Raw genomic sequence first — 19,901 nt, 5'->3', positions numbered from 1 at the left:
AACCCCGGAGCGTGCCATGCGCACACGGCTCACCCTCATCGCCGCGCTGGTCCTGGCGGCGGCCCCCCTGGCGGGCCAGGGGGCGTCGGCGCAGACGACTCCGCCGCGGAGCGAGCCCCGCCTCCTGGGGAGGCCGGTGGGAGAGCCGGCCCCGCCGCCGCCCCCGGCCCCGGCGCCCGCCCTGGCCGCCGGCGACGTGGTGCGGCCGGGCGACGTGATCAAGCTGCGCATCTGGCAGGAGCCCGACCTCTCCGGCGAGTTCCCCGTCAACGAGCAGGGGACCGCCGTGCTCCCCAAGGTGGGGCCGATGAACGTGGCCGGGATCACGCAGGACGAGCTGCGCCGGCAGGTCACCGCCGCGTACACGCGCTACCTGGCGCACAACGTGATCGACGTGACCCTGCTGCGCCGCATCCAGGTGCTGGGGTCGGTGCGCAACCCGGGCCTCTACCCGGTCGACGGCACCATGACCGTGGCCGACGTGCTGGCGCTGGCCGGCGGCGTGGCCCCCGAGGGGCGCAGGAACCAGGTGCAGCTCATCCGCGGCGGCCAGCGCATGGACATCCGCCTGACCGGCGGCGAGCGACTGGCCGACACCCCGATCCGCTCCGGCGACCAGCTCTTCGTGCAGCAGCGCAGCTGGGCCGACCGCAACACCGGCACGCTGGTCGGCATCGTCACCACCGGGGTCGGCCTCCTGGTCGGCCTCCTCACCCGATAGAGAAGCACGATGCGCGCGACGAACGCCCATTCATCCCACGGCGCGGGCTCCGGCCTGGGGGACGCCCTGGGGATCCTGGTCCGCCAGCGCTGGATCCTCGCCGCCTGCCTGGCGCTCGGCGCCGTCGCGGGCGCGGCGCTGGTGCTGGCCACCCGCCCCGTCTACGAGGCCAGCGCGCTGGTGCGCGTGGACGAGTCGCAGCCGCGGCCCGGCACCACCCAGCAGCTGGACCTGGTGACGCTGCTGGGCAACGCCGGGGGCGTGGGCACCGAGATCGAGGTGCTGCGCACCCGCACCCTGGCGGCGGCCGTGGCCGACTCGCTGGCGCTGCGCTTCGAGGTGACGGCGCCGCGCCGGGCCGTGCGCAGCCGCCTCTTCACGCAGGTGCGCGTGGCGGCGGACGCCCCGGCGGGCGAGTACCGCCTGGTGCGCGGCGAGGACGGCCGCTTCGCGGTGGAGGACGCCGCCACCGAGGCGCGCCTGGGCACGGTCGCCCCCGGCGGGGCGCTCCGGCTCCCGGGAGTGGAGGCCGTGCTGGCCCCCGCCGCCGCCCGGCACGCCCGGCTGGACCTGCGCGTGGTGGACGCGGACGCGGCCGCCCGCGCGCTGGTGGGCTCGCTCGAGGTCACCCGTCCCAGCCGCGACGCCAACGTGGTGCGCCTCGCCTACAAGAGCGGCGACCCCGTGCTGGCGCGCGACGTCCCCAACGTGCTGGCCGCCCGCTTCGTGGCGCTGCGCCGGGAGACGCACACCGCCACGGCGCGCAGCACCGCCCGCTTCCTGCGCGAGCAGCTCGACACCATCGCCGCGCAGCTCGCCAGCTCCGAGCAGGTCCTGCAGGGCTTCCAGGAAGGCGCCGGCGTGGTGAACCTGGAAGCCGAGGGGCAGAGCGAGCTGGCCCAGCTCGCCCAGGTCCAGGTCGAGCGGGGCGGGCTGGCCACCGAGCACAGCGCGCTCGACGCGCTGCTGCGCCGCGTGGACCGCGAGGCCGCGGCAGCGCGCCCGGGCGACCCTTCGCCGTACCGGCAGCTGGCCGCCTTCCCGGCGCTCATGGGGAACCAGACCACCGCCGGGCTGCTCGCCTCGCTCTCGCGGGTGGAGGACGAGCGCACCGCGCTCCTGGTGCGCCGCAAGCCCGAGGACCCCGAGGTGCAGGCGCTCACCAACCGCATGCGCCAGATCGAGGGGCAGCTGCGCGGGATGGCCGACACCTACCGCGGCGCCCTGGCCGGGCAGATCTCGGCGCTCGACGCGCGCCTGGGCGAGAGCCGCGGACGGCTGGACCGCATCCCCGCCAAGGAGATGGAGTTCGCCCGCCTGTCGCGCAAGCCGCAGGTGCTGGCGCAGCTGCACTCCATCCTGCAGGCGCGGCTCAAGGAGGCCGAGATCGCCGAGGCGGTCGAGGACCCCAGCGTGCGCGTGGTGGACCCGGCGGCGCTCCCCGGGCACCCGGTGTCGCCGCGCCCCAAGCTGATCCTGGGCGGCGCCCTCTTCCTCTCGCTCCTGCTGGCGCTCGGCATCGGCTACCTGCGCGAGTACACCGACGAGACCGTGCACACCACGGGCGACCTGGAGCTGGCCATCGGCGCGCCGGTGCTGGCCATGATCCCCCGCCTGCGCAGCAAGGCGCTGCGCGCCCCCGCGGCGCGCGCGCTGCCGAAGCCGCTGGCCGCCCTGCCGAAGCAGGCCGAGAAGGGGGCGCCGGCCCCGCTGGTGGTGGCCGACCCGATCACCCCCGAGGGCGACGCCTACGACTGGCTGCACACCAACCTCCTCTTCGCCACCGCGGGGCGCGAGCTGAAGACGGTGCTGCTCACCAGCGCCATCCCCGGCGAGGGGAAGACCACCACGGCCGTGAACCTGGCCGTGAGCCTGGCGCAGCGCGGCGAGCGGGTGCTGCTGATCGACGCCGACATGCGGCGCGGGCGGGTGGGCGCGCTGCTGGGCTCGCACGGCGTGCCGGGCCTGGCCGACGTGGCGGCCGGGCGGGTGGGGATCGAGGCGGCGCGCGAGGCCGAGGTGAGCCCGGGCGTCACGCTGACCTTCCTGGCCGCGGGGACGCTGGCCGACCCCCCCACGCAGCTGCTCCGCTCCTCGCGCGTGCGCATGCTGCTGCAGTGGGCGGTGAAGAACTTCGACCGGGTGGTGATCGACTCGCCCCCCGTGCACGTGGTGGCCGACGCCGCCGTGCTGGCGCAGTACGCCGACGGCGTGGTGCTGGTGGCCCGCAGCGGGATGACGCCGTTCGGGGCGCTGGCCGCCGCGGCCGAGCAGCTGCAGAAGGCCGGGGCGTCGCTCCTGGGCGGGGTGATCAACGACGTCGACTTCGACCGCGACGCGCGCTACGACAGCGCGTACCGCTACTACGGGTACGCCCGCACCTATTACGGCACGCAGTCCTGAGCCCTTACGCGAACCAGCCACGCCCGATGCTGCTGGAGACCATGCCACTCAGACTCTTCGCCCCCTTCGTCCGGTGGCTCAGGCCCGCGGCACCGCCCCCGCGCCCGGTGCACGAGCCCGAGGACTTCCGCACCCTGCTCCGGCGCGAGTGCGCCCGGGCCGACCGCACCTGCCGCGAGTTCTCGCTGGTGGTGCTCGCCCCGGCCGAGGGGAGCGCGCGCGAGGTGGTGCACCTGCTCGGCCGGCGGCTGCGCGAGACCGACGAGATCGGCTGGATGGAGAGCGGCGCGGTGGGGGCCCTCCTCACCGACACCGCCCGCCCGGGCGCCGACCTGGTCGCCCGCGAGGTGGTGGACACCCTGGAGGCGGCGGGCACGCCCCCCGCGGCCCACGCCGTCTTCACCTATCCGGGCGACTGGATCGCCTCTCCCGAGGCCGTCCCCTCGCTCGCCCGGGCGGTGGAGGGAGGCGAGCGCGACTCCGCGGCCGCCGCGAGCGTGCTGGAGCCGCTGCCGCCCTGCCTGCAGCCGTACCCGGCGTGGAAGCGGGCGATGGACGTGGCCGGGGCGCTGGTGGCGATCGTGGTCCTGAGCCCCGTGCTCCTGCTGGTGGCGCTGGCGGTGCGGCTCTCCTCGCCGGGGCCGCTCCTCTTCCGGCAGGAGCGCATCGGCTACCGGGGGCGCCCCTTCACCATGCTCAAGTTCCGCTCGATGTACGTGGACGCGAGCTCCGAGTCGCACGAGCGCTTCCTGCAGGCGCTGATCTCGGGGAGCCAGGGGAGCGGCTTCAAGCTCAAGGGCGACCCGCGGGTGACGCGCGTGGGCCGGGTGATCCGCAAGTGGAGCCTGGACGAGCTGCCGCAGCTCTTCAACGTGCTGAAGGGCGACATGAGCCTGGTGGGCCCGCGCCCCGAGCCGCCGTACGCGCAGGCCGGCTACGCGCGCTGGTACTACCGCCGGGTGCTGGGCTCCAAGCCCGGGATCACGGGGCTGTGGCAGGTGCGCGGCAGGAGCCGCGTGAGCTACGAGACCATGGTGCGCATGGACCTGCGCTACTCGCAGCGCATCTCCCCCGTCACCGACGCGCGGCTCCTGGTCGAGACGGTGCGCGCCGTCCTCTCCGCCGAGGGTGCCTACTGAGCGACTTCTCGTCCGACGATCATCCCGGAAGCGCCCGGCCCCTTCGAGGAGCCGGGCGCTTCTGCTTCCCGGAAAGAAGCCACTCAAAGTCCGAGCATGGTCGTCTGCACCATTCCCGCGCCGGATTCCCCGAACCGCCTGGCTCACACAGAGGCACAGAGACGCAGAGGAGAAACTGCAAAGACCCTCTGCGTCTCTGCATCTCTGCGTGATACCGGCTTCTGCGATTGATTGTACAAAGGAGATGTCATCCTGAGGGAGCCGCTGCGCCGAACCTGCCTCGGCAACGATGTTTGGCGGCGACCGAAGGATCTACTCACCCCGGAGCGAGGCCGGCTTCTGCGCACTGCATCTGGCCACCAGACACGCGGAGTAGATCCTTCGGTCGCGTCCCACCATTGGTGCGGGAGCGAATTACGCGCGGACGCTCCCTCAGGATGACTTCGTGTGTGGTTTGCACAGGCGATTTCGGAAGGTCGTATGATACAATCCGTTCGATTCTGGATTGCAGCGACGCTCGCAGACGTGGCATAAAGCGTTGCTGACGAAAGGCTTCGGAGAAAGCGCCGCAGGCCGGGGCGGAACAATTCGTGCAAACCGCCGCGTGCGCTGATGAGCCATTCGCCATCACTGGTCAGGAGGACTCAGCATGAGAAACAGGCGAACGACGTACCTGCTCGGCGCGGCGGCGGCCCTGCTCTCCATGGCGCTTCCCGCGTCGGAGCTGCCCGCGCAGCCGCGGGTGGTGCTGCCGGAGGGCACGGTCATCATCGTGCGGACCACCAGCCCGCTCGAGTCGGCCAGCGCGCGGACCGGGCAGACCTTCGAGACGGTCGTGGTGGACACCGTCAGCGCCGACGGCTTCACGGTGATCCCCGCGGGGAGCCGGATCCGGGGCGTGGTGACCTTCGCGCAGCCCGCGGACCGCCAGCGCTCGGGCGTCATGGAGGTCGACTTCGACCGGCTCACCCTGCCGGACGGCAGCGTGCACACCCTGAACGGGAAGCTGACGAGCACCGACGCCGCCGAGCGGCGCCAGATCGAGTCCGATCCCAACGCCCGCGTGGTGCTGGTCGGCGGGCGCGGCGGGGTGGGAGCGGCGATCGCGGGTGCCGGCTCCGAGCGCAGCCCCGCGTCCGGGATCCTGTCCGCGCTCGGCGCCCTGCTGTCGGCGGCGCGCGACGTCCAGGTTCCCGCCGGCACCCGGCTCGCGGTCCAGCTCGAGCAGGGGCTGGCGCTGAGCCGGCGCGGCGCCACGCGGTCGCCCGACGCGTTCACGATCTACACGTCGGCGGAGAGGATCCGCGCGGCGCAGCAGGCGCTGGCGCGGCAGAACTACTACCGCGGCCCGGTCCACGGGCAGCTCGACGACGCCACCCAGCGCGCGCTGTTCGAGTTCCAGGTCGACCGGGGGATCATCGCCACCGGGAACCTCGACGGCCGCACCGCCGTGGCCCTCGGGCTCCAGGCGGAAGCGGGCGCGGCCGACGGCGCGGTCCTCTCGCCCGAGGAGGCCTCGCTCCTGCGCCGGGGCGCCCAGGCCCTGGTCGGCCGCCACCGCCAGGACCTGGCGGTCTCCGCCACCGGCCGCCTGGACGCGCGCCGCACGTACTCCGAGGGCGACCTTGAGCTCTGGTTCGCGCTGTCGGCGTTCGCCGACAACGCGTCGCTGTACGAGCAGCTGGTCCGCGTCTCCGGCAACGCCGAGGGCTCCGTCTCCGCCGGCGGGGCGCTGATCTCCGCGGCCAGGCGGGTGGACGCCGCGCTGCAGCGCTCGAGAGCGTCGGGCCAGCTCCAGAGCGCGTGGGCGTCGATCCGCGCGCAGCTGACCGAGCTGGACCCCGCCTACCGGTAGCGGTCCGGCCCGGGACGCGCCGCCCGCGTCCCGGTCCGAATCGGGCAGGCCACGACGGCGCAGCTCGCCGTCGTGGCTTTGCTTTACGATGCCTCATACCAGGTTGCCGACCATAGTTCTGGTCCAAACAGATTGGAATCACACAGAGGACACAGAGAAAACAGAGGGAACTGAAGACGCGATTGAAGTTCTCTGTGTCCTCTGTGTCCTCCGTGAGAGGCTTTTCAGAAGCTGTACCTGAACGATTCTCTGCGAGGTGGTATCATACCGGTTTGCGGAGGATCGTCCGGGATGGAGATCCATGACTGAACGTCTCACACGGAGGAAACGGAGGTAACGGAGAACCGCGGGGTTCTCCGTTGACTCCGTGCGAGGCCTTTTCGCCGTTCGCCGGAGGATCGGAATCCATCCAGCCCGGATCCACGGCGAGGTCGAGCCGCGCCACCCCGGCTGCAACACCGGGCCGTTGCAGTTTTCCCCCATTCCGCCGCCGCCCCGCATTACAGCGTTGCAACACAACGTTGCATGTTCGTATGTTTCCGAAAGGGAACGCGAAATTTCCAAAATACCCCAGCACAACCACTTACGTGAACACCCGCGGGTGGAATGGGCGTTGCCCCTGCACGGACGCGGCTCACCGGCTGCCTCGCGGCGCCGGCATGGGCAGGATCGCGGTGGGACCGGGGGGGGAGGCGTCCGGTCTCATCCTGCCGTGGCAAATCGGGCGGATTCCCCACCGCCCCGACCCGAGAGGACGCATGACACGCATCGCCATCATCGGACTGGGCTACTGGGGCCCCAACCTGGTCCGCGCCTTCGACGGGCTCCCGGACGCCGAAGTGTCCCTGATCTGCGACCTGGACGAGACGCGGCTCATGCAGGTGGGCGCGCACTTCCCCCACGCGCGCGCCACCGACGACCCCGAGGAGGTGTTCGCCTCCGGCGTCGACGCGGTGGTGATCGCCACCCCCACCCGCACCCACCACGCGCTGGCCCGCCGGGCGCTGGAGTCCGGCATGCACGTGTTCGTGGAGAAGCCGCTGGCCCGCACCGCGGCCGAGTGCGAGGACCTGATCGCGCTGGCCGAGGAGCGCGGCCTGGTGCTGATGACCGGGCACATCTTCCTCTATACGGCCGCCGTGGCCAAGCTGCGCGACTACGTCGACAGCGGCGAGCTGGGCGAGGTGTGCTGCATCACCGCCGCGCGGCGCAACCTGGGCCCGATCCGCTCCGACGTGAACGCGCTGTGGGACCTGGCGCCGCACGACATCTCCATCATCCTGCACCTGCTGGGCTCGGCGCCGGTGAGCGTCAACTGCCAGGGGCTCGCCCACCTGCGCCCCGACGTCCACGACGTGTGCGTGCTCACCATGCACTTCCCCACCGGGCTCATGGCGGTGGTGCACAGCTCGTGGCTGGACCCCAACAAGGTCCGGCAGATGACGATCGTGGGCACCCGCAAGATGGCCGTCTACGACGACATCGAGCCGCTGGAGAAGATCCGCCTGTACGACAAGGGGATCGACGGGCCGCGCTACCACATGGAGTTCGGCGACTTCCCCTTCAGCTACCGCTACGGCGACACCCGCAGCCCCTACCTGGTGGAGGAGGAGCCGCTCAAGGCCGAGGCCCGCCACTTCGTGGAGTGCGTGCGCACGGGCGCGCAGCCGCGCTCCGACGGGCGCGGCGGGCTGGACGTGGTGCGCGTGCTGGAGGCGGCCGACCGCTCGCTGGCCGCGGGCGGCGGGCGGGTCTTCCTGGGCGAGGCGCCCGCGCCGGCCGCCGCGGGCCGCGCCCGCCGGCTGGGCCGCAGGCGGGTGCGCATCGCCGGCCTGGCGCCCGCGCCGTCCACGCTGTGAGCGAGCCCGGCGACATGGAGACCCTGATCGGCCCGGCGGCCGGCGCGCGCCGGCTGCCCTCGGCCGGGACCCTGCTCACCCCCGCCGACTGCGGCGGGGGCGACTGGGACCCCGGCGTGCTGGTGGGCTACTTCCCCGAGCGGCGCGTGGCCTCGCTCGAGCTGGCGCTGGGTCCCGGCTCGCGGCTGCGCTCGGGCACCATCGTGTACGCCGGCAGCCGCATCGGGCGCGGGCTGCAGACCGGCCACAACGTGATCCTGCGCGAGGAGAGCGAGATCGGCGACGACGTGGCGGTGTGGAGCAACACCGTGGTCGACTACGGCTGCAGGATCGGCAGCCGGGTCAAGATCCACTGCAACGTCTACGTCCCGCAGTTCACGGTGATCGAGGACGACGTCTTCATCGCCCCGGGGTGCACCTTCGCCAACGACGTGCACCCGGGGTGCGCCTGCGCCGACCCGGCCTCCTTCCGCGGGCCCGTCATCCGCCGCGGGGCGCGCATCGGCGTGAACGTCACCATCACCCCCGGCGTCGAGATCGGCGCCTACGCCCTGGTGGGCTCGGGGAGCGTGGTCACCCGCGACGTGCCGCCGGGCACGGTCGTCGTCGGCAGCCCCGCCCGCGTGCTGCGCCGGACTTCCGAGCTGCGCTGCCGGGATGGTAGCGCGGCGTACCCCGACGACCCCCGTCTCACGGACGACGCCTGATCCCATGTCGAATATGATCCCGCTGGTGGAGCTGACCCAGCAGTACCGCGAGCTGAAGGACGAGCTGCTCCCCGCGCTGGAGGGCGTGATGGCGGGGGCGCAGTTCATCCTGGGCGACGAGGTCGCCCGCTTCGAGGAGGAGTTCGCCGCCTTCTGCGGCGCCGGGCACTGCATCGGCGTGGCCTCGGGGCTCGACGCCATCACGCTGGCGTTGCGCGCCGCGGGCGTGGGGCCCGGCGACGAGGTGATCACCGCCGCCAACACCTTCATCGCCTCGGCGCTGGGGATCACGCACGCCGGCGCCACGCCCGTGCTGGTGGACGCGCGCGAGGACGACTTCAACCTCGACCCCGAGCTGGTCGAGGCCGCCATCACCCCGCGCACGAAGGCGATCCTCCCCGTGCACCTGTACGGGCAGACGGCGCGGATGGAGGAGATCCTGGAGATCGCCCGCCGCCGCGGCCTGAAGGTGATCGAGGACGCCTGCCAGGCGCACGGCGCGCTGCACGGCGGCCGGCGCGCCGGTGCCATCGGCGACGCGGGGTGCTTCTCCTTCTACCCGGGGAAGAACCTGGGCGCGTACGGCGACGGCGGCGCGGTGGTGACGAACGACGGGGAGCTCGCCGACCGGCTCCGCCGCGACCGCAACTACGGCTCGCGGGTCAAGTACGTGCACGAGACGCTGGGGATGAACAGCCGCCTCGACACCATGCAGGCGGCGGTGCTGCGGGTGAAGCTGCGCCGGCTGGAAGGCTGGAACGAGCGCCGCCGCGAGCTGGCCGGGCTCTACCGCGAGCTGCTGGCGGAGGCCGACGTCGCCCTCCCCGAGGCGCTCCCCGGGCGCGAGCACGTGTGGCACCTCTTCGTCGTCCGCCACCCGGAGCGCGACCGGCTGCTGAAGGAGCTGCACGCGCGCGGCGTGGGCGCCGGCATCCACTACCCGATCCCGATCCACCTCCAGGAGGCGTACCGCGGGATCCGCACCTTCCCCGAGGGCGCGCCGGTCTCCACGCGGCTCTCGGCCGAGGTGCTCTCGCTCCCGCTCTACCCGGAGATGACGGAGGAGCAGGTGACTCGCGTGGCGGAAGCGGTGCTGGAGTGCGCGCCGGGCGCCGCGCTCGTGGCGGTGACATGAGACCGCTGCGCGTCCTGGCCGTCAGCGGCGACAGCGTGGGGCACCTGTCCCACGCCGTCGTCGTGCTGGGCGCGCTCGCGCAACGCTACGACCTGGACGCGGCGGTGGCGCTCCCCGCCGACTCGCGCTTCCGCGACTGGGTGGAGCGCCGGGGCTACCCCGTGCACGCGGTGGGGAGCGTGGGGGGGACGCACCGCGAGCTCTCCCGGGCCGACCTGGCCCGCCACGCGGGGACGCTGGCGGGCGCGACGCTCCGGGGCGCGCGCGAGGGGGCGGCGCTGCTGGAGCGCTTCCGGCCCGACCTGGTGCTGGGCACGGGCGGGCGGTGCTCGTTCGCGCCGATGGCGGCGGCGGCGCTGCGCGGGTATCCCACGCTCACCGTCCCGCACTACGCGCTGCGCCGGGCCAACCGGGCGCTGGCCTGGATGGTGGACCGCACCTGCCTGGCGCGCGCGGCCGACACGGCCCGCTTCCCCCGCTTCCTGCGCCCGCGCCTGAGGGTCACCCGCACGCCGCTGCGCCCCGAGGCGTTCGCGCCCGCGTGCGCCCGCGCCGCGCGCGAGCGGCTGGGGCTGGACCCGGACCGCCCCGTCGTCGCCCTCATCGGCTACAGCGCCGGGTCGCCGGGGACCACGCGGCTCTTCGCCGACGCCGCCCGGCGCCTGCGCGCGGAGCGGCCCGACGCGCAGCTGGTGGTCCAGTACGGCGGGCACGCCCCGGCCGGGGACGACGCGGAGGCGCTCGCCGCCCCGGTGGTGGCGCGCCCCTTCTTCGACGACCTGCTCGCGGTGTTCCCCGCCTGCGACCTGGTGGTGAGCGCGGCGGGGGAGACCACGCTGCTGGAGGTGTGCGCGCGCGGCGTCCCCGCCGTCTGCGTCTCCGTACCCGACTCCCCGATCGGGCCGCACATCCGCGACCTGGCCGACGACCTGGTGCGCGCCGGGGCCGCCGTCTTCCTCCCGCCGGAGCGCCTCTCCGGCGCGGCGTTGGCGGGGGAAGTCCGCCGGCTGCTGGCCGACGGCGCCGAGCGGGAGCGCATGGCCGCCGCCGCGCGCGCCGCGGCCGACCCGGGCGCCGTCGACGCCATCGTAGAGGTGATCGAGGAGCTGCTGGCCGAGCGCGGCGCGCTCTCGCGGCCCCTGGAGCCGGCCCTGGCATGAGCGCGCGCACCCTCTCCGAGCGCACGGTCTCGGCCGGGCAGTGGCGGATGGCCGCCTGGGGCGTGCAGGCGGCGCTGCAGCTCGGCTTCGGCGTGGTGCTGGCGCGGCTCCTTCCCCCGCGCGACTTCGGGGTGGTGGCGCTCGCCTGGGTGGTGGTGAGCTTCGCCGAGCTCCTGGCGCAGCTGGGGCTGGGGGTGGCGCTGGTGCAGCGCAGCGACCTCACCGCGCGCCACGTCCGCACCGCCTTCACCGCCTCGCTCCTGACCGGGGCCGCGGCGGCCGCGCTCCTCTGGGTGCTGGCACCCTTCTCGGGACCGCTGCTCGACGCGCCCGACCTCCCCCCCGTGATGCGGGGGCTGTCGCTCCTCTTCCTCACCGGGGCGCTGGGGGGGACGGCGCGGGCGCTGCTGCAGCGCCGGCTCGACTTCCGGGCCCTGTTCGTGGTGGACGTGACGAGCTACGGGGCCGGCTACGCGGGGGTGGCGCTCGCGCTGGCGCTGGCCGGCCACGGGGTGTGGAGCCTGGTGTGGGGGACGGTGGCGCAGTCGCTCCTGGCGAGCGTGCTGGCGCTCGCGCTGGCCCGCCACCCGCTCCGCCCCCTGCTGGGACGGATCGAGCTCCGCGAGCTGTGCGGCTTCGGGGTGGCGGCCAGCCTGAACCAGCTGGTGAACCACGCCGCCCGCAACGCCGACAACCTGCTGGTGGGGCGGCTGCTGGGCGCCGGGGCGCTGGGGCTGTACGGGCGCGCCTTCAACCTGATGACGCTGCCGCTGGCCGCCGTGGGCGACGTGATGTGGCACGTGCTCCTTCCCGCCATGTCGGAGGTGAAGGACGACCGCGCGCGCCTGGGCCGCGCCTATCTGGCGGCGGTGCAGGCCAGCGCGCTCGCCGCCGCCCCGCTGATGGCGGGGATCGCTGCCGCGGCCCCGCACCTGGCGGAGGGCGTCTACGGCCCCGCCTGGGCGGGGATGGCGCTCCCGCTGCGCCTGCTGTGCGCCGCCGGGCTCTTCCGCGCCGTCTACCACGTCTCGGGGGCGCTCACCCACGCCTCGGGGCGCGTGTACTCGGAGCTGTGGCGGCAGGCGGCGTACGCGGCGCTGGTGGTGGGCGGGGCGGCGCTCGGCGCGCGCTGGGGAGTGGGCGGGGTGGCGGCCGCGGTGGCGGGGGCGATCGGCTTCATGTACCTGGCGATGGCGCGGCTCAGCCTGACCATCGTGGGCCGCGGCTGGAGAGACTTCTTCGCTGCGCAGCTCCCCGGCGTGGCGCTGGGGCTCCTCACCGGCGCCGCGGTGCTCGCCGCCTCGCGCCTGCTGGAGGCCCGGGGCGCCGGCCACCTGGCGATCTTCGCCGCCGACGTGGCGGCGGGCGGGCTCGCCCTCCTCCTGGGCCTCGCGCTCCTTCCCGACGCGCTGCGCCCGGCGGAGCTGTTCGGCCGGCTGGAGGGGAGCGTCCGCCGGCTCCCGGCCACGCTGCGCCTCCCCCTGGCCCGCGTGCTGCGGCTCTCCGCGTGAGGACGGCGATGCGCCCCCCCGGCACCGTCTCGGTGATCGTCCCCTGCTACAACGCCGCCCCCTTCGTGGGCGAGGCGATCGACTCCGCGCTGGCGCAGGGCTGGCCCGCGGTGGAGGTGATCGTGGTGGACGACGCGTCGACCGACGGGAGCTGGGAGGTGATCGCCGGCTACGGCGACCGCGTGCGTGCCGTCCGGCTCCCCGCCAACCGCGGCGGGGCGCACGCGCGCAACCGCGGGGCCGACCTCGCTTCCGGCGACTGGCTTCTCTTCCTGGACGCCGACGACCTGCTGGAGGCGCACGCGCTGGAGACGATGGTGGAGACGGCGGAGCGCTCGCCCGGGGCGCTGGTGGCGTGCGGGTGGCGTTATCTTACGAGCCGGGACGGCGGCGGCTGGGTGCCGGGTCCGGCGCCGCGGCCGCCCCGCGCGGCGGGCGCCGACCCGCTGCTCGCCTGGCTGCGGGACGGCTGGTGCCCGCCGTGCGCGCTCCTCTGGCCGCGCGCGGTGTGGGAGCGGACGGGCGGCTGGGACGAGTCGCTCACCCTGCACGACGATGGCGACCTGGCCATGCGCGCGTTGGCCGCCGGGGTGCCCCTGGCGCGGACGGAAGGAAACGGGGCGTTCTACCGCCGCCACGGCCCCGGGCGCGCCACCGTGAGCGGCGGCCGCTCCCCGGCCGCGGTGCGCTCGGGGCTCGCCGTGCTCGACCGGGTCTCCTCCACCCTGGCCGCCCAGGGTCGGCTGGACCGCTACCGCGCCGCGCTGGCCGTGCGCTACGCCGACCTGGCGCAGCTCGCCTTCCAGGCCGGGCACCGGGAGCTGGGGCGCGAGTGCCTGGCGCGCGCGGGCGCTGGGTCCGGGCGGGGGACCCCGGCGCGGACGCTCCCCGGGCGCCTGCTCATCCTGGCCTTCGGCCTGGAGCGCAAGGAGCGCATCCTCGCCGCGCTGCGCCGCCTGCGGACGGCGGCGCCCGCCGTCGGGAGGGCGGGATGAGCGTCTCGGTGTGCGTCTGCACCTTCCGCCGCCCGCGCGGGCTCGCCCGGCTCCTCGAGGCGCTGGCCCGGGTGAGCGCGGAGCGGCTGCAGGGGGAGCTGGAGGTCGTCGTCGTCGACAACGACCCCGAGGGCTCCGCGCGGGAGACGGTCGCCGCGCTCGCCCCGTCGCTCCCCTGGCCCGTGCGCTACGTGCCGGAGCCGCGGCGGGGGATCTCCTTCGCCCGCAACCGCGCCGTGGCCGAGGCGGGCGCGGAGTGGATCGCCTTCCTGGACGACGACGAGGAGCCGGAGCCCGGCTGGCTGGACGAGCTCCTGCGCGTGCAGGCCGGGCACGCGGCCGACGTGGTGGCCGGGCCGGTGATGCCGCGCTTCGAGGCGCCGGTCCCCCGCTGGATCGAGCGCGGTCGCTTCTTCGAGGTGCCGCGCCACGCCACGGGGACGCGGCTCCCCTACGCCGACACCGGGAACGTGCTGGTGCGCGCCTCCGTCTTCCGCGCGCTGGGCGGGGCGGAGGGGCCGTTCTCGGCGAGGCTGGCGCTGGCGGGGGGCGAGGACACCCACTTCTTCCTGCGCGTGGCGCGCGCCGGCCACCGCATCGTGTGGGCCGACGACGCGCTGGCCTGGGAGTGGGTGCCGCCCAGCCGCACCCGGGTCTCCTGGCTGCTCAGGCGGGCGTTCCGGCGCGGCAACACCTGGGCCCTCTGCGAGCGCGAGCTGGACCCGGCCTTCCGGGTGCGCGCCCTCCGCCTGGCCAGGGCGGTGGGGCGGATCGGGGTGGGGACGCTCAGGATGCTGGCGGCGCCCTTCTCCGGCACGCACGCGGCGGTCGACGCGCTCCGCGGCATCTGCTTCGGGGCGGGGAGCGTGGCCGGGCTCGCCGGCTTCCGCTACGACGAATACCGGACCACGCACGGCGCATGAGCACGCTCGCCCCCTACCGTTCCTCGTACCCGCTCCCGGCCGACGCGCCCCCCGTGCGCGCGGGCGGGCACGTCTCGCCCCGGCGCGTGCACACGGCCGCCGCGCTGGAGCGGATCCTGGGCGCCGCCGAGCGCGTCTACGCGGTGGTGCTCCTGCTGGTGTTCTCCAGCGCGGTCCTCCCCCTCCTGAACGGGTCGGCCGACGGCGCCGCGAACCTGGAGGAGGGCGACCCGCACCGGCAGGCGATCCGCGCCGCCCTCTTCGCGCTGGCGCTCGTCTTCACCTTCCTGCGCCCCCCGGGCGAGGTGTTCGCGGCCGCGCTCCGCAGCCCCGCCACCCTGCTGCTGGTGGGGCTGGCGCTCGCCTCGGCCGCCTGGTCGGAGTTCCCCGACATCACGCTCCGGCGCGCGGTGGCCGTGGCGGGGACCACCTTCTGCGGCTTCTGGCTGGCGGGCCGCTTCCGCGGGCGCGAGTTCCTCCCGATCCTGGGGTGGGCGCTGGGGATCGCCGCGGTCCTCTCCGTGGCCTTCGCCGTGCTCCTCCCCGGGCTGGGAATCCACCACGACGAGCTGGACGGGGCGTGGCGCGGCGTCTTCCAGCACAAGAACGGGATGGGGAGGGTGATGGCGCTGGGCACGCTCACCTTCCTCCTCCTGGCCCAGCGCCCGGGAGCGAGCGGGCGGCGGCGGGCGTACCTGGCGCTGGCCGCGCTCTCCGTGGCGCTGGTGCTGCTGTCGCGCTCCGCCTCGTCGCTGGTCGCGCTCGGCGTGCTGCTGGCGCTGGTCCCGCTCTACCGCACCCTGGCCTCGCGCAGCGCCTGGCTGGTCCCCGCGGCGATCGCGGTGGCGCTCCCCGTGACCGCCCTGGTCCTCTTCGTGGCCTCCGACCCCCAGGCGGCGCTGGGGCTCCTGGGGAAGGACGCCAGCCTCACCGGGCGCACCGAGCTGTGGGGCTCGGCGGCCGCCTCGCTGCAGGACCGCCTCCTGGGGGGCTACGGGTACGACGCCTTCTGGCAGCTCAACGCGCACGCCCTGACCATCTACGCCGCCGTGGGGTGGGAGCCCTGGCACGCCCACAACGGCTTCCTGGACCTGGGGCTGGAGCTGGGGGTGGTGGGGATCGTGCTCTTCGCGGCGGCGTTCTTCGGCGCCGTGCGCCGCGCCACCGGCGCGGTGCTGGCCGGGGCGCGCGAGGAGGGGCTGTGGATGCTCTCCTTCCTCTCCTTCATGCTGCTGGGCAACCTCACCGAGAGCTCGATCCTGGCGCAGAACCTCCACTGGCTCCTCTTCGTGGCCACCGCCGCCATGGCGGTGGGGGTCCCCGCGCCCGCGGCGGCGCCGGCCGGGCCGCGGACCCGGCTCTCGCCCGGCGTGCGGCTGCGCGCGCGGCGGCGGCCCGGCGCGCGCGCCGCCGCGGGGGAGGGGTAGCGGCGATGTGCGGGATCGCGGGCCTCTACCGCCCCGGCGGGCTGGAGCGCGGCGAGGCGCCCCACGCGGCCGCCATGGGGCGCGCCCTGGCGCACCGCGGCCCCGACGACCACGGCACCTGGGCCGACGCCGAGGCCGGGGTGGCGCTCGCGCACCGGCGCCTCTCGGTGGTCGACCTCTCCCCCCTGGGGCACCAGCCGATGCGCTCGGCGTGCGGGCGCTGGGTGCTCACCTACAACGGCGAGATCTACGACCACGCCGACCTCCGGCGCGAGCTGGAGGGGCGCGGGCGCGCCTTCCGCGGGCGCTCCGACACCGAGGTGCTGGTGGAGGCGGTCGCCGAGTGGGGCCTTCGCGGGGCGCTGGAGCGCTGCAACGGGATGTTCGCGCTGGCGGCGTGGGACCGCCGCAACCGCGTGCTGTACCTGGCCCGCGACCGCGCCGGCGAGAAGCCGCTCTACTACGGCTGGTCGGGGGGCGTCTTCCTCTTCGGCTCGGAGCTGCGGGCGCTGGCCGCCCACCCCGCCTTCCGCGGCGAGGTGGACCGCGAGGCGCTGGCCCGCTACCTCCGCCACAAGTGCGTCCCCGCCCCGCTGTCCATCTGGCGCGGCGTCCGCAAGCTCCCGGCGGGGGCGCTGCTGGCCGTCAAGGGGACGGGCGAGGCGCGCCCCGAGGTGTACTGGGACGCGGCCGCGCTGGCCGAGGCCGCCGCCCGCGACCCCTTCCGCGGGAGCGAGGACGAGGCGCTCGCCGCGCTCGACGCCCTGCTGGGCGACGCGGTGGGGATGCGCATGGAGGCCGACGTCCCGCTCGGCGCCTTCCTCTCGGGGGGGATCGACTCCTCGCTGGTGGTGGCGCTCATGCAGGCCCGCAGCACCCGGCCGGTGCGCACCTTCACCATCGGCTTCCACGAGGGGTTCTACGACGAGGCGGTGCACGCCCGCGCCGTGGCGCGCCACCTGGGCACCGACCACACCGAGCTGTACGTGACGCCGCGGGACGCGCTGGACGTGATCCCGCGGCTCCCCGACGTCTACGACGAGCCCTTCGCCGACCCCTCGCAGATCCCCACCGTGCTGGTGGCGGAGCTGGCGCGGCGGCACGTGACCGTGGCGCTCTCGGGCGACGGGGGCGACGAGCTGTTCGGCGGCTACGAGCACTACCGCTGGGCGCACCGCGCCTGGCGCTCGGTGGGGTGGCTCCCCCGCCCCGCGCGCTCTGGGCTCGCCCGCGCGCTCTCCGCCGTCCCGGCCGCCGCGTGGAACCGGCTGCTGGCCCCCGGCGGCGAGGCGCGCCGGGTGGGGCGGCGCACCCTGGGCGAGCGCGTGCACCAGCTGGCGGCGGTGCTCCCGTCGCCGGGCGCGCGCGAGGTGCTCGACTGGCTGGTGAGCGACTGGCGCGACGGCGCCGCGGCGGCCGTCCCCGGAGCCCCGCCCGCGGCGGACCTCCGCACGGGCCCGTGGCCGCATCTCCACGACGCGCGCGAGCGGATGATGCTGCGCGACTTCGCGCTCGGCCTCGCCGACGACATGCTGGTGAAGATGGACCGCGCCGCCATGGCGGTGGCGCTGGAGGGGCGCATGCCGCTCCTGGACCCGCGGGTGGCGGAATTCGCCTGGCGGCTCCCGGTGGGGATGAAGGTGCGCGGCCGCGAGGGGAAGCGGGTGCTCAGGCGCCTCCTCTACCGCTACGTCCCCCGCGCGCTGGTGGACCGGCCCAAGATGGGCTTCTGCACCCCGGTCGACGAGTGGCTGCGCGGCCCCCTGCGCGACTGGGCCGAGGCGCTCCTCGACGAGCGGCGGCTCTCCGCCGAGGGCTTCTTCGACCCCGCCCCCGTGCGCCGCCGCTGGAGCGAGCACCTGTCCGGCGAGCGCGACCGCCGCTTCGACCTGTGGAGCGTGCTGATGTTCCAGACCTGGCTGGAGCGCGCCCGCGAGGGCACGGCCGCCGCCCGGCGCGACGTCCGGCCCCCGGAAGAGCCCGCGCTGGCCGCGGCGGGAGCGGGCGCATGAGGCACGTGGCCATCATCCCCGCGCGCAACGAGGAGCGCTTCCTGGAGGGGACGCTGCGCTCGCTGCTCGCGCAGACCGAGCCGCCCGACCTGGTCTACGTGGTGGACGACGGCTCCACCGACCGCACCCCCGACATCGTGCGCGCGGTTGCCGCGGAGTCGCCCTCGGTGCGCCTGCTGCAGCTCCCGCCGCGCGCGAAGCGGCAGATGGGCGGCGGCGTGGTGCGCGCCTTCGACGCCGCGTACCAGCAGGTGCGGCACCTGGACTTCGCCTACGTCTCCAAGCTCGACGCCGACCTGGTGTTCCCGCCCGACTACTTCGAGCGCGTGCTGGGCTTCCTGGACGCCCACCCCGACCACGCGGCCGCCGGCGGGGTGCCGGTGGAGACCATCGGCGGGCGCGAGGTGCGCTGGCGGGTGCCGGCCCACAACGTCCCGGGGCCGCTGAAGACGGTGCGCAAGGACGTGTACGACCGGATGGGCGGCTTCATCGCCACGCTGGGGTGGGACATCGTCGACCTGGTGAAGATGCGCTCGCTGGGGTACCGCACCACGAACCTGGACATCCCCGTGCGGCACCTGCGGCAGCACGGCTCGGCGGAGGGGAGGCTCAGGGGGAAGGCGCAGTGGGGCGAGGGCGCGTGGATCATCGGCTCGCACCCGCTGTTCGTGGCGGCGCGGGGGCTCTACCGGATGGCCGAGGCGCCGTACGTGTTGAGCGGGCTGGCGTTCTGGTGGGGGTACCTGGCCGCCGCGCTCCGCCGCCGCCCCCGGCTGGCCGACCGCGACCTGGTGCGGGCGCTGCGCCGCGAGCAGGTGGAGCGCCTGCTGCGGTTCAACCGATTGGCGGGGTGATTCCCATGGAACAGGCACCCGGCGGCGTCGCCATCGCAGAGATCGAGCGGTTTCCGTCGGATCGCGGCCGGGGCTCCGGCTCCCCGGCCGGGCGCGCCTCCATTCCCCGTAGCAGCCCGATGCCGCTGCTGGACGTGCGCATCCGCGCCACCCGGGCGGGCGTCGTGCGCCTGCTGGGCCTCCTCCTGGCCGTGGAGCTCGCCTTCTTCTTCTTCTACGGAGCCATCCGCGTCACCGACCGGGCCATCGACTGGGGCGCCCTGTACGCGCTCTTCGACCTGGACGCGGAGCAGTCCGTCCCCGCCTGGTTCTCCTCGCTCCAGCTCTTCGCCGCCGGGGCGGTGTTCCTGGTGGGGGCGCGGGAGGGGCGGACGTCCCGGCCGGCCCTCTCGCGCCTGCTCTTCCTGCTCGGGCTCGGCTTCCTCTTCCTCTCTCTGGACGAGGCGGCCTCGCTGCACGAGCGGTTCGATGCGGCGGGGCGCGGGGCCTGGCTCGCGGCGTACGCGCTGATCGCGGCCGCCGCGCTCCCCGTCTTCCTGTACTTCACCCTCCCCGGCCTGCGGGAGCTGTTGTACCGGCACCGGCGGGAGAGCCTCTGGCTCGCGGCCGGGGTGGTCACCATGTTCGCGGGCGGGGTGGCGATCGAGCTGGTCGGGCACCTGTTCCTCCACGGCGCCGCGACGCCCGCCTTCCGCGCCATCGAGGTGGGGGTGGAGGAGCTGTTCGAGATGGCGGGCTGCACCCTGGTGCTCTGCGGGGCGCTGCTGCTGGCCGGCCCGGCGGCGGACGCGGACGGGGACGCCGCCGGAGACAGCTAGCGAGGCTCCCGGGGCCGCGCATCTGGACGGGCGGAGACGAGTTGGAATCACAGGGAGGAACAGAGGACTCGGTTCTCAGTTCCTCCGTTTTGTACCGGGCTCCCGGGAAAGAATTTTTCTCACGCAGAGTCAGCAGAGGTTTTCTCTGCTAACTCTGCTGACTCTGCGTGAGACTCGATGTTTCCCATGTCGCATGATACCAGATCTCACGATCGATCGTGCATTCCGCGCCCCGAAAGGGTGTCATCCTGAGTCTACCACCGCGCTGCGCGCGACCACGGAGGATGAAACGGGTGTGGGAGCATAAATTGGGCGGGTGGCGTCGGCAAAGAGGTCGGTAAGCTCATTGGTGCGAGAGAGCCCGTTCCTGAGTCAGACCCGG

General features: G+C 74.7%; 15 protein-coding genes. All 15 read left to right on the top strand.

The genetic code is table 11. The features are described from left to right. Positions 1–16: 16 nt before the first annotated feature. The 15 genes from VF746_10680 to VF746_10610 all read left to right on the top strand — a co-directional run bounded on the left by VF746_10680 (position 17) and on the right by VF746_10610 (position 19,519). Entirely contained in the window at positions 17–721 is a 705-nt protein-coding gene (locus tag VF746_10680; GenBank protein ID HEX8692876.1) for a polysaccharide biosynthesis/export family protein, read from the top strand. Between the two features lie 9 nt (positions 722–730). Continuing rightward, the gene (locus VF746_10675; protein HEX8692875.1) at positions 731–3,124 is read left to right on the top strand and encodes a polysaccharide biosynthesis tyrosine autokinase; all 2,394 of its coding nucleotides are present in this window, start codon (positions 731–733) and stop codon (positions 3,122–3,124) included. 41 nt (positions 3,125–3,165) lie between these two features. Beyond that, the gene (locus tag VF746_10670) at positions 3,166–4,263 is read left to right on the top strand and encodes a sugar transferase (protein ID HEX8692874.1); all 1,098 of its coding nucleotides are present in this window, start codon (positions 3,166–3,168) and stop codon (positions 4,261–4,263) included. 649 nt (positions 4,264–4,912) lie between these two features. Next, positions 4,913–6,118 carry a peptidoglycan-binding domain-containing protein gene (locus VF746_10665; protein HEX8692873.1) on the top strand — a complete coding sequence of 402 codons (1,206 nt, stop codon included), beginning with the start codon at positions 4,913–4,915 and terminating at the stop codon, positions 6,116–6,118. Between the two features lie 758 nt (positions 6,119–6,876). Beyond that, positions 6,877–7,977 carry a Gfo/Idh/MocA family oxidoreductase gene (locus VF746_10660; GenBank protein HEX8692872.1) on the top strand — a complete coding sequence of 367 codons (1,101 nt, stop codon included), beginning with the start codon at positions 6,877–6,879 and terminating at the stop codon, positions 7,975–7,977. A gap of 14 nt (positions 7,978–7,991) precedes the next feature. After that, positions 7,992–8,684: an acyltransferase gene (locus tag VF746_10655; protein ID HEX8692871.1), complete on the top strand. Its 693-nt coding sequence runs from the start codon at positions 7,992–7,994 to the stop codon at positions 8,682–8,684. Between the two features lie 4 nt (positions 8,685–8,688). Then, on the top strand, positions 8,689–9,819 hold the full coding sequence (locus VF746_10650) for a DegT/DnrJ/EryC1/StrS family aminotransferase (protein ID HEX8692870.1): 1,131 nt from the start codon (positions 8,689–8,691) through the stop codon (positions 9,817–9,819). Then, complete coding sequence (locus VF746_10645; protein ID HEX8692869.1) at positions 9,816–10,979, top strand: UDP-N-acetylglucosamine--N-acetylmuramyl-(pentapeptide) pyrophosphoryl-undecaprenol N-acetylglucosamine transferase; 1,164 nt, start codon at positions 9,816–9,818, stop codon at positions 10,977–10,979. The genes VF746_10650 and VF746_10645 overlap by 4 nt, the downstream gene beginning before the upstream one ends. Beyond that, entirely contained in the window at positions 10,976–12,490 is a 1,515-nt protein-coding gene (locus VF746_10640; GenBank protein ID HEX8692868.1) for a lipopolysaccharide biosynthesis protein, read from the top strand. The genes VF746_10645 and VF746_10640 overlap by 4 nt, the downstream gene beginning before the upstream one ends. A gap of 8 nt (positions 12,491–12,498) precedes the next feature. Continuing rightward, entirely contained in the window at positions 12,499–13,485 is a 987-nt protein-coding gene (locus tag VF746_10635; GenBank protein ID HEX8692867.1) for a glycosyltransferase, read from the top strand. Further along, a complete protein-coding gene (locus VF746_10630) occupies positions 13,482–14,408 on the top strand; it encodes a glycosyltransferase family 2 protein (GenBank protein ID HEX8692866.1) in 927 nt (308 codons plus the stop codon). Before VF746_10635 ends, VF746_10630 begins: the two co-directional genes overlap by 4 nt. Beyond that, a complete protein-coding gene (locus VF746_10625; GenBank protein ID HEX8692865.1) occupies positions 14,405–15,835 on the top strand; it encodes an O-antigen ligase family protein in 1,431 nt (476 codons plus the stop codon). Before VF746_10630 ends, VF746_10625 begins: the two co-directional genes overlap by 4 nt. A 5-nt stretch (positions 15,836–15,840) precedes the next feature. Further along, positions 15,841–17,847, top strand: coding sequence for an asparagine synthase (glutamine-hydrolyzing) (gene asnB / locus VF746_10620; GenBank protein ID HEX8692864.1), 2,007 nt, complete (start codon positions 15,841–15,843; stop codon positions 17,845–17,847). Beyond that, positions 17,844–18,701: a glycosyltransferase family A protein gene (locus VF746_10615; GenBank protein HEX8692863.1), complete on the top strand. Its 858-nt coding sequence runs from the start codon at positions 17,844–17,846 to the stop codon at positions 18,699–18,701. Before asnB ends, VF746_10615 begins: the two co-directional genes overlap by 4 nt. 119 nt (positions 18,702–18,820) lie before the next feature. Then, positions 18,821–19,519: a hypothetical protein gene (locus VF746_10610; protein ID HEX8692862.1), complete on the top strand. Its 699-nt coding sequence runs from the start codon at positions 18,821–18,823 to the stop codon at positions 19,517–19,519. The last annotated feature ends 382 nt before the right edge of the window (positions 19,520–19,901 follow it).

It is taken from the genome of Longimicrobium sp. (assembly GCA_036389795.1).
Classification (GTDB): Bacteria; Gemmatimonadota; Gemmatimonadetes; order Longimicrobiales; family Longimicrobiaceae; genus Longimicrobium.
This window is presented reverse-complemented; position numbering and strand designations above follow the sequence as displayed.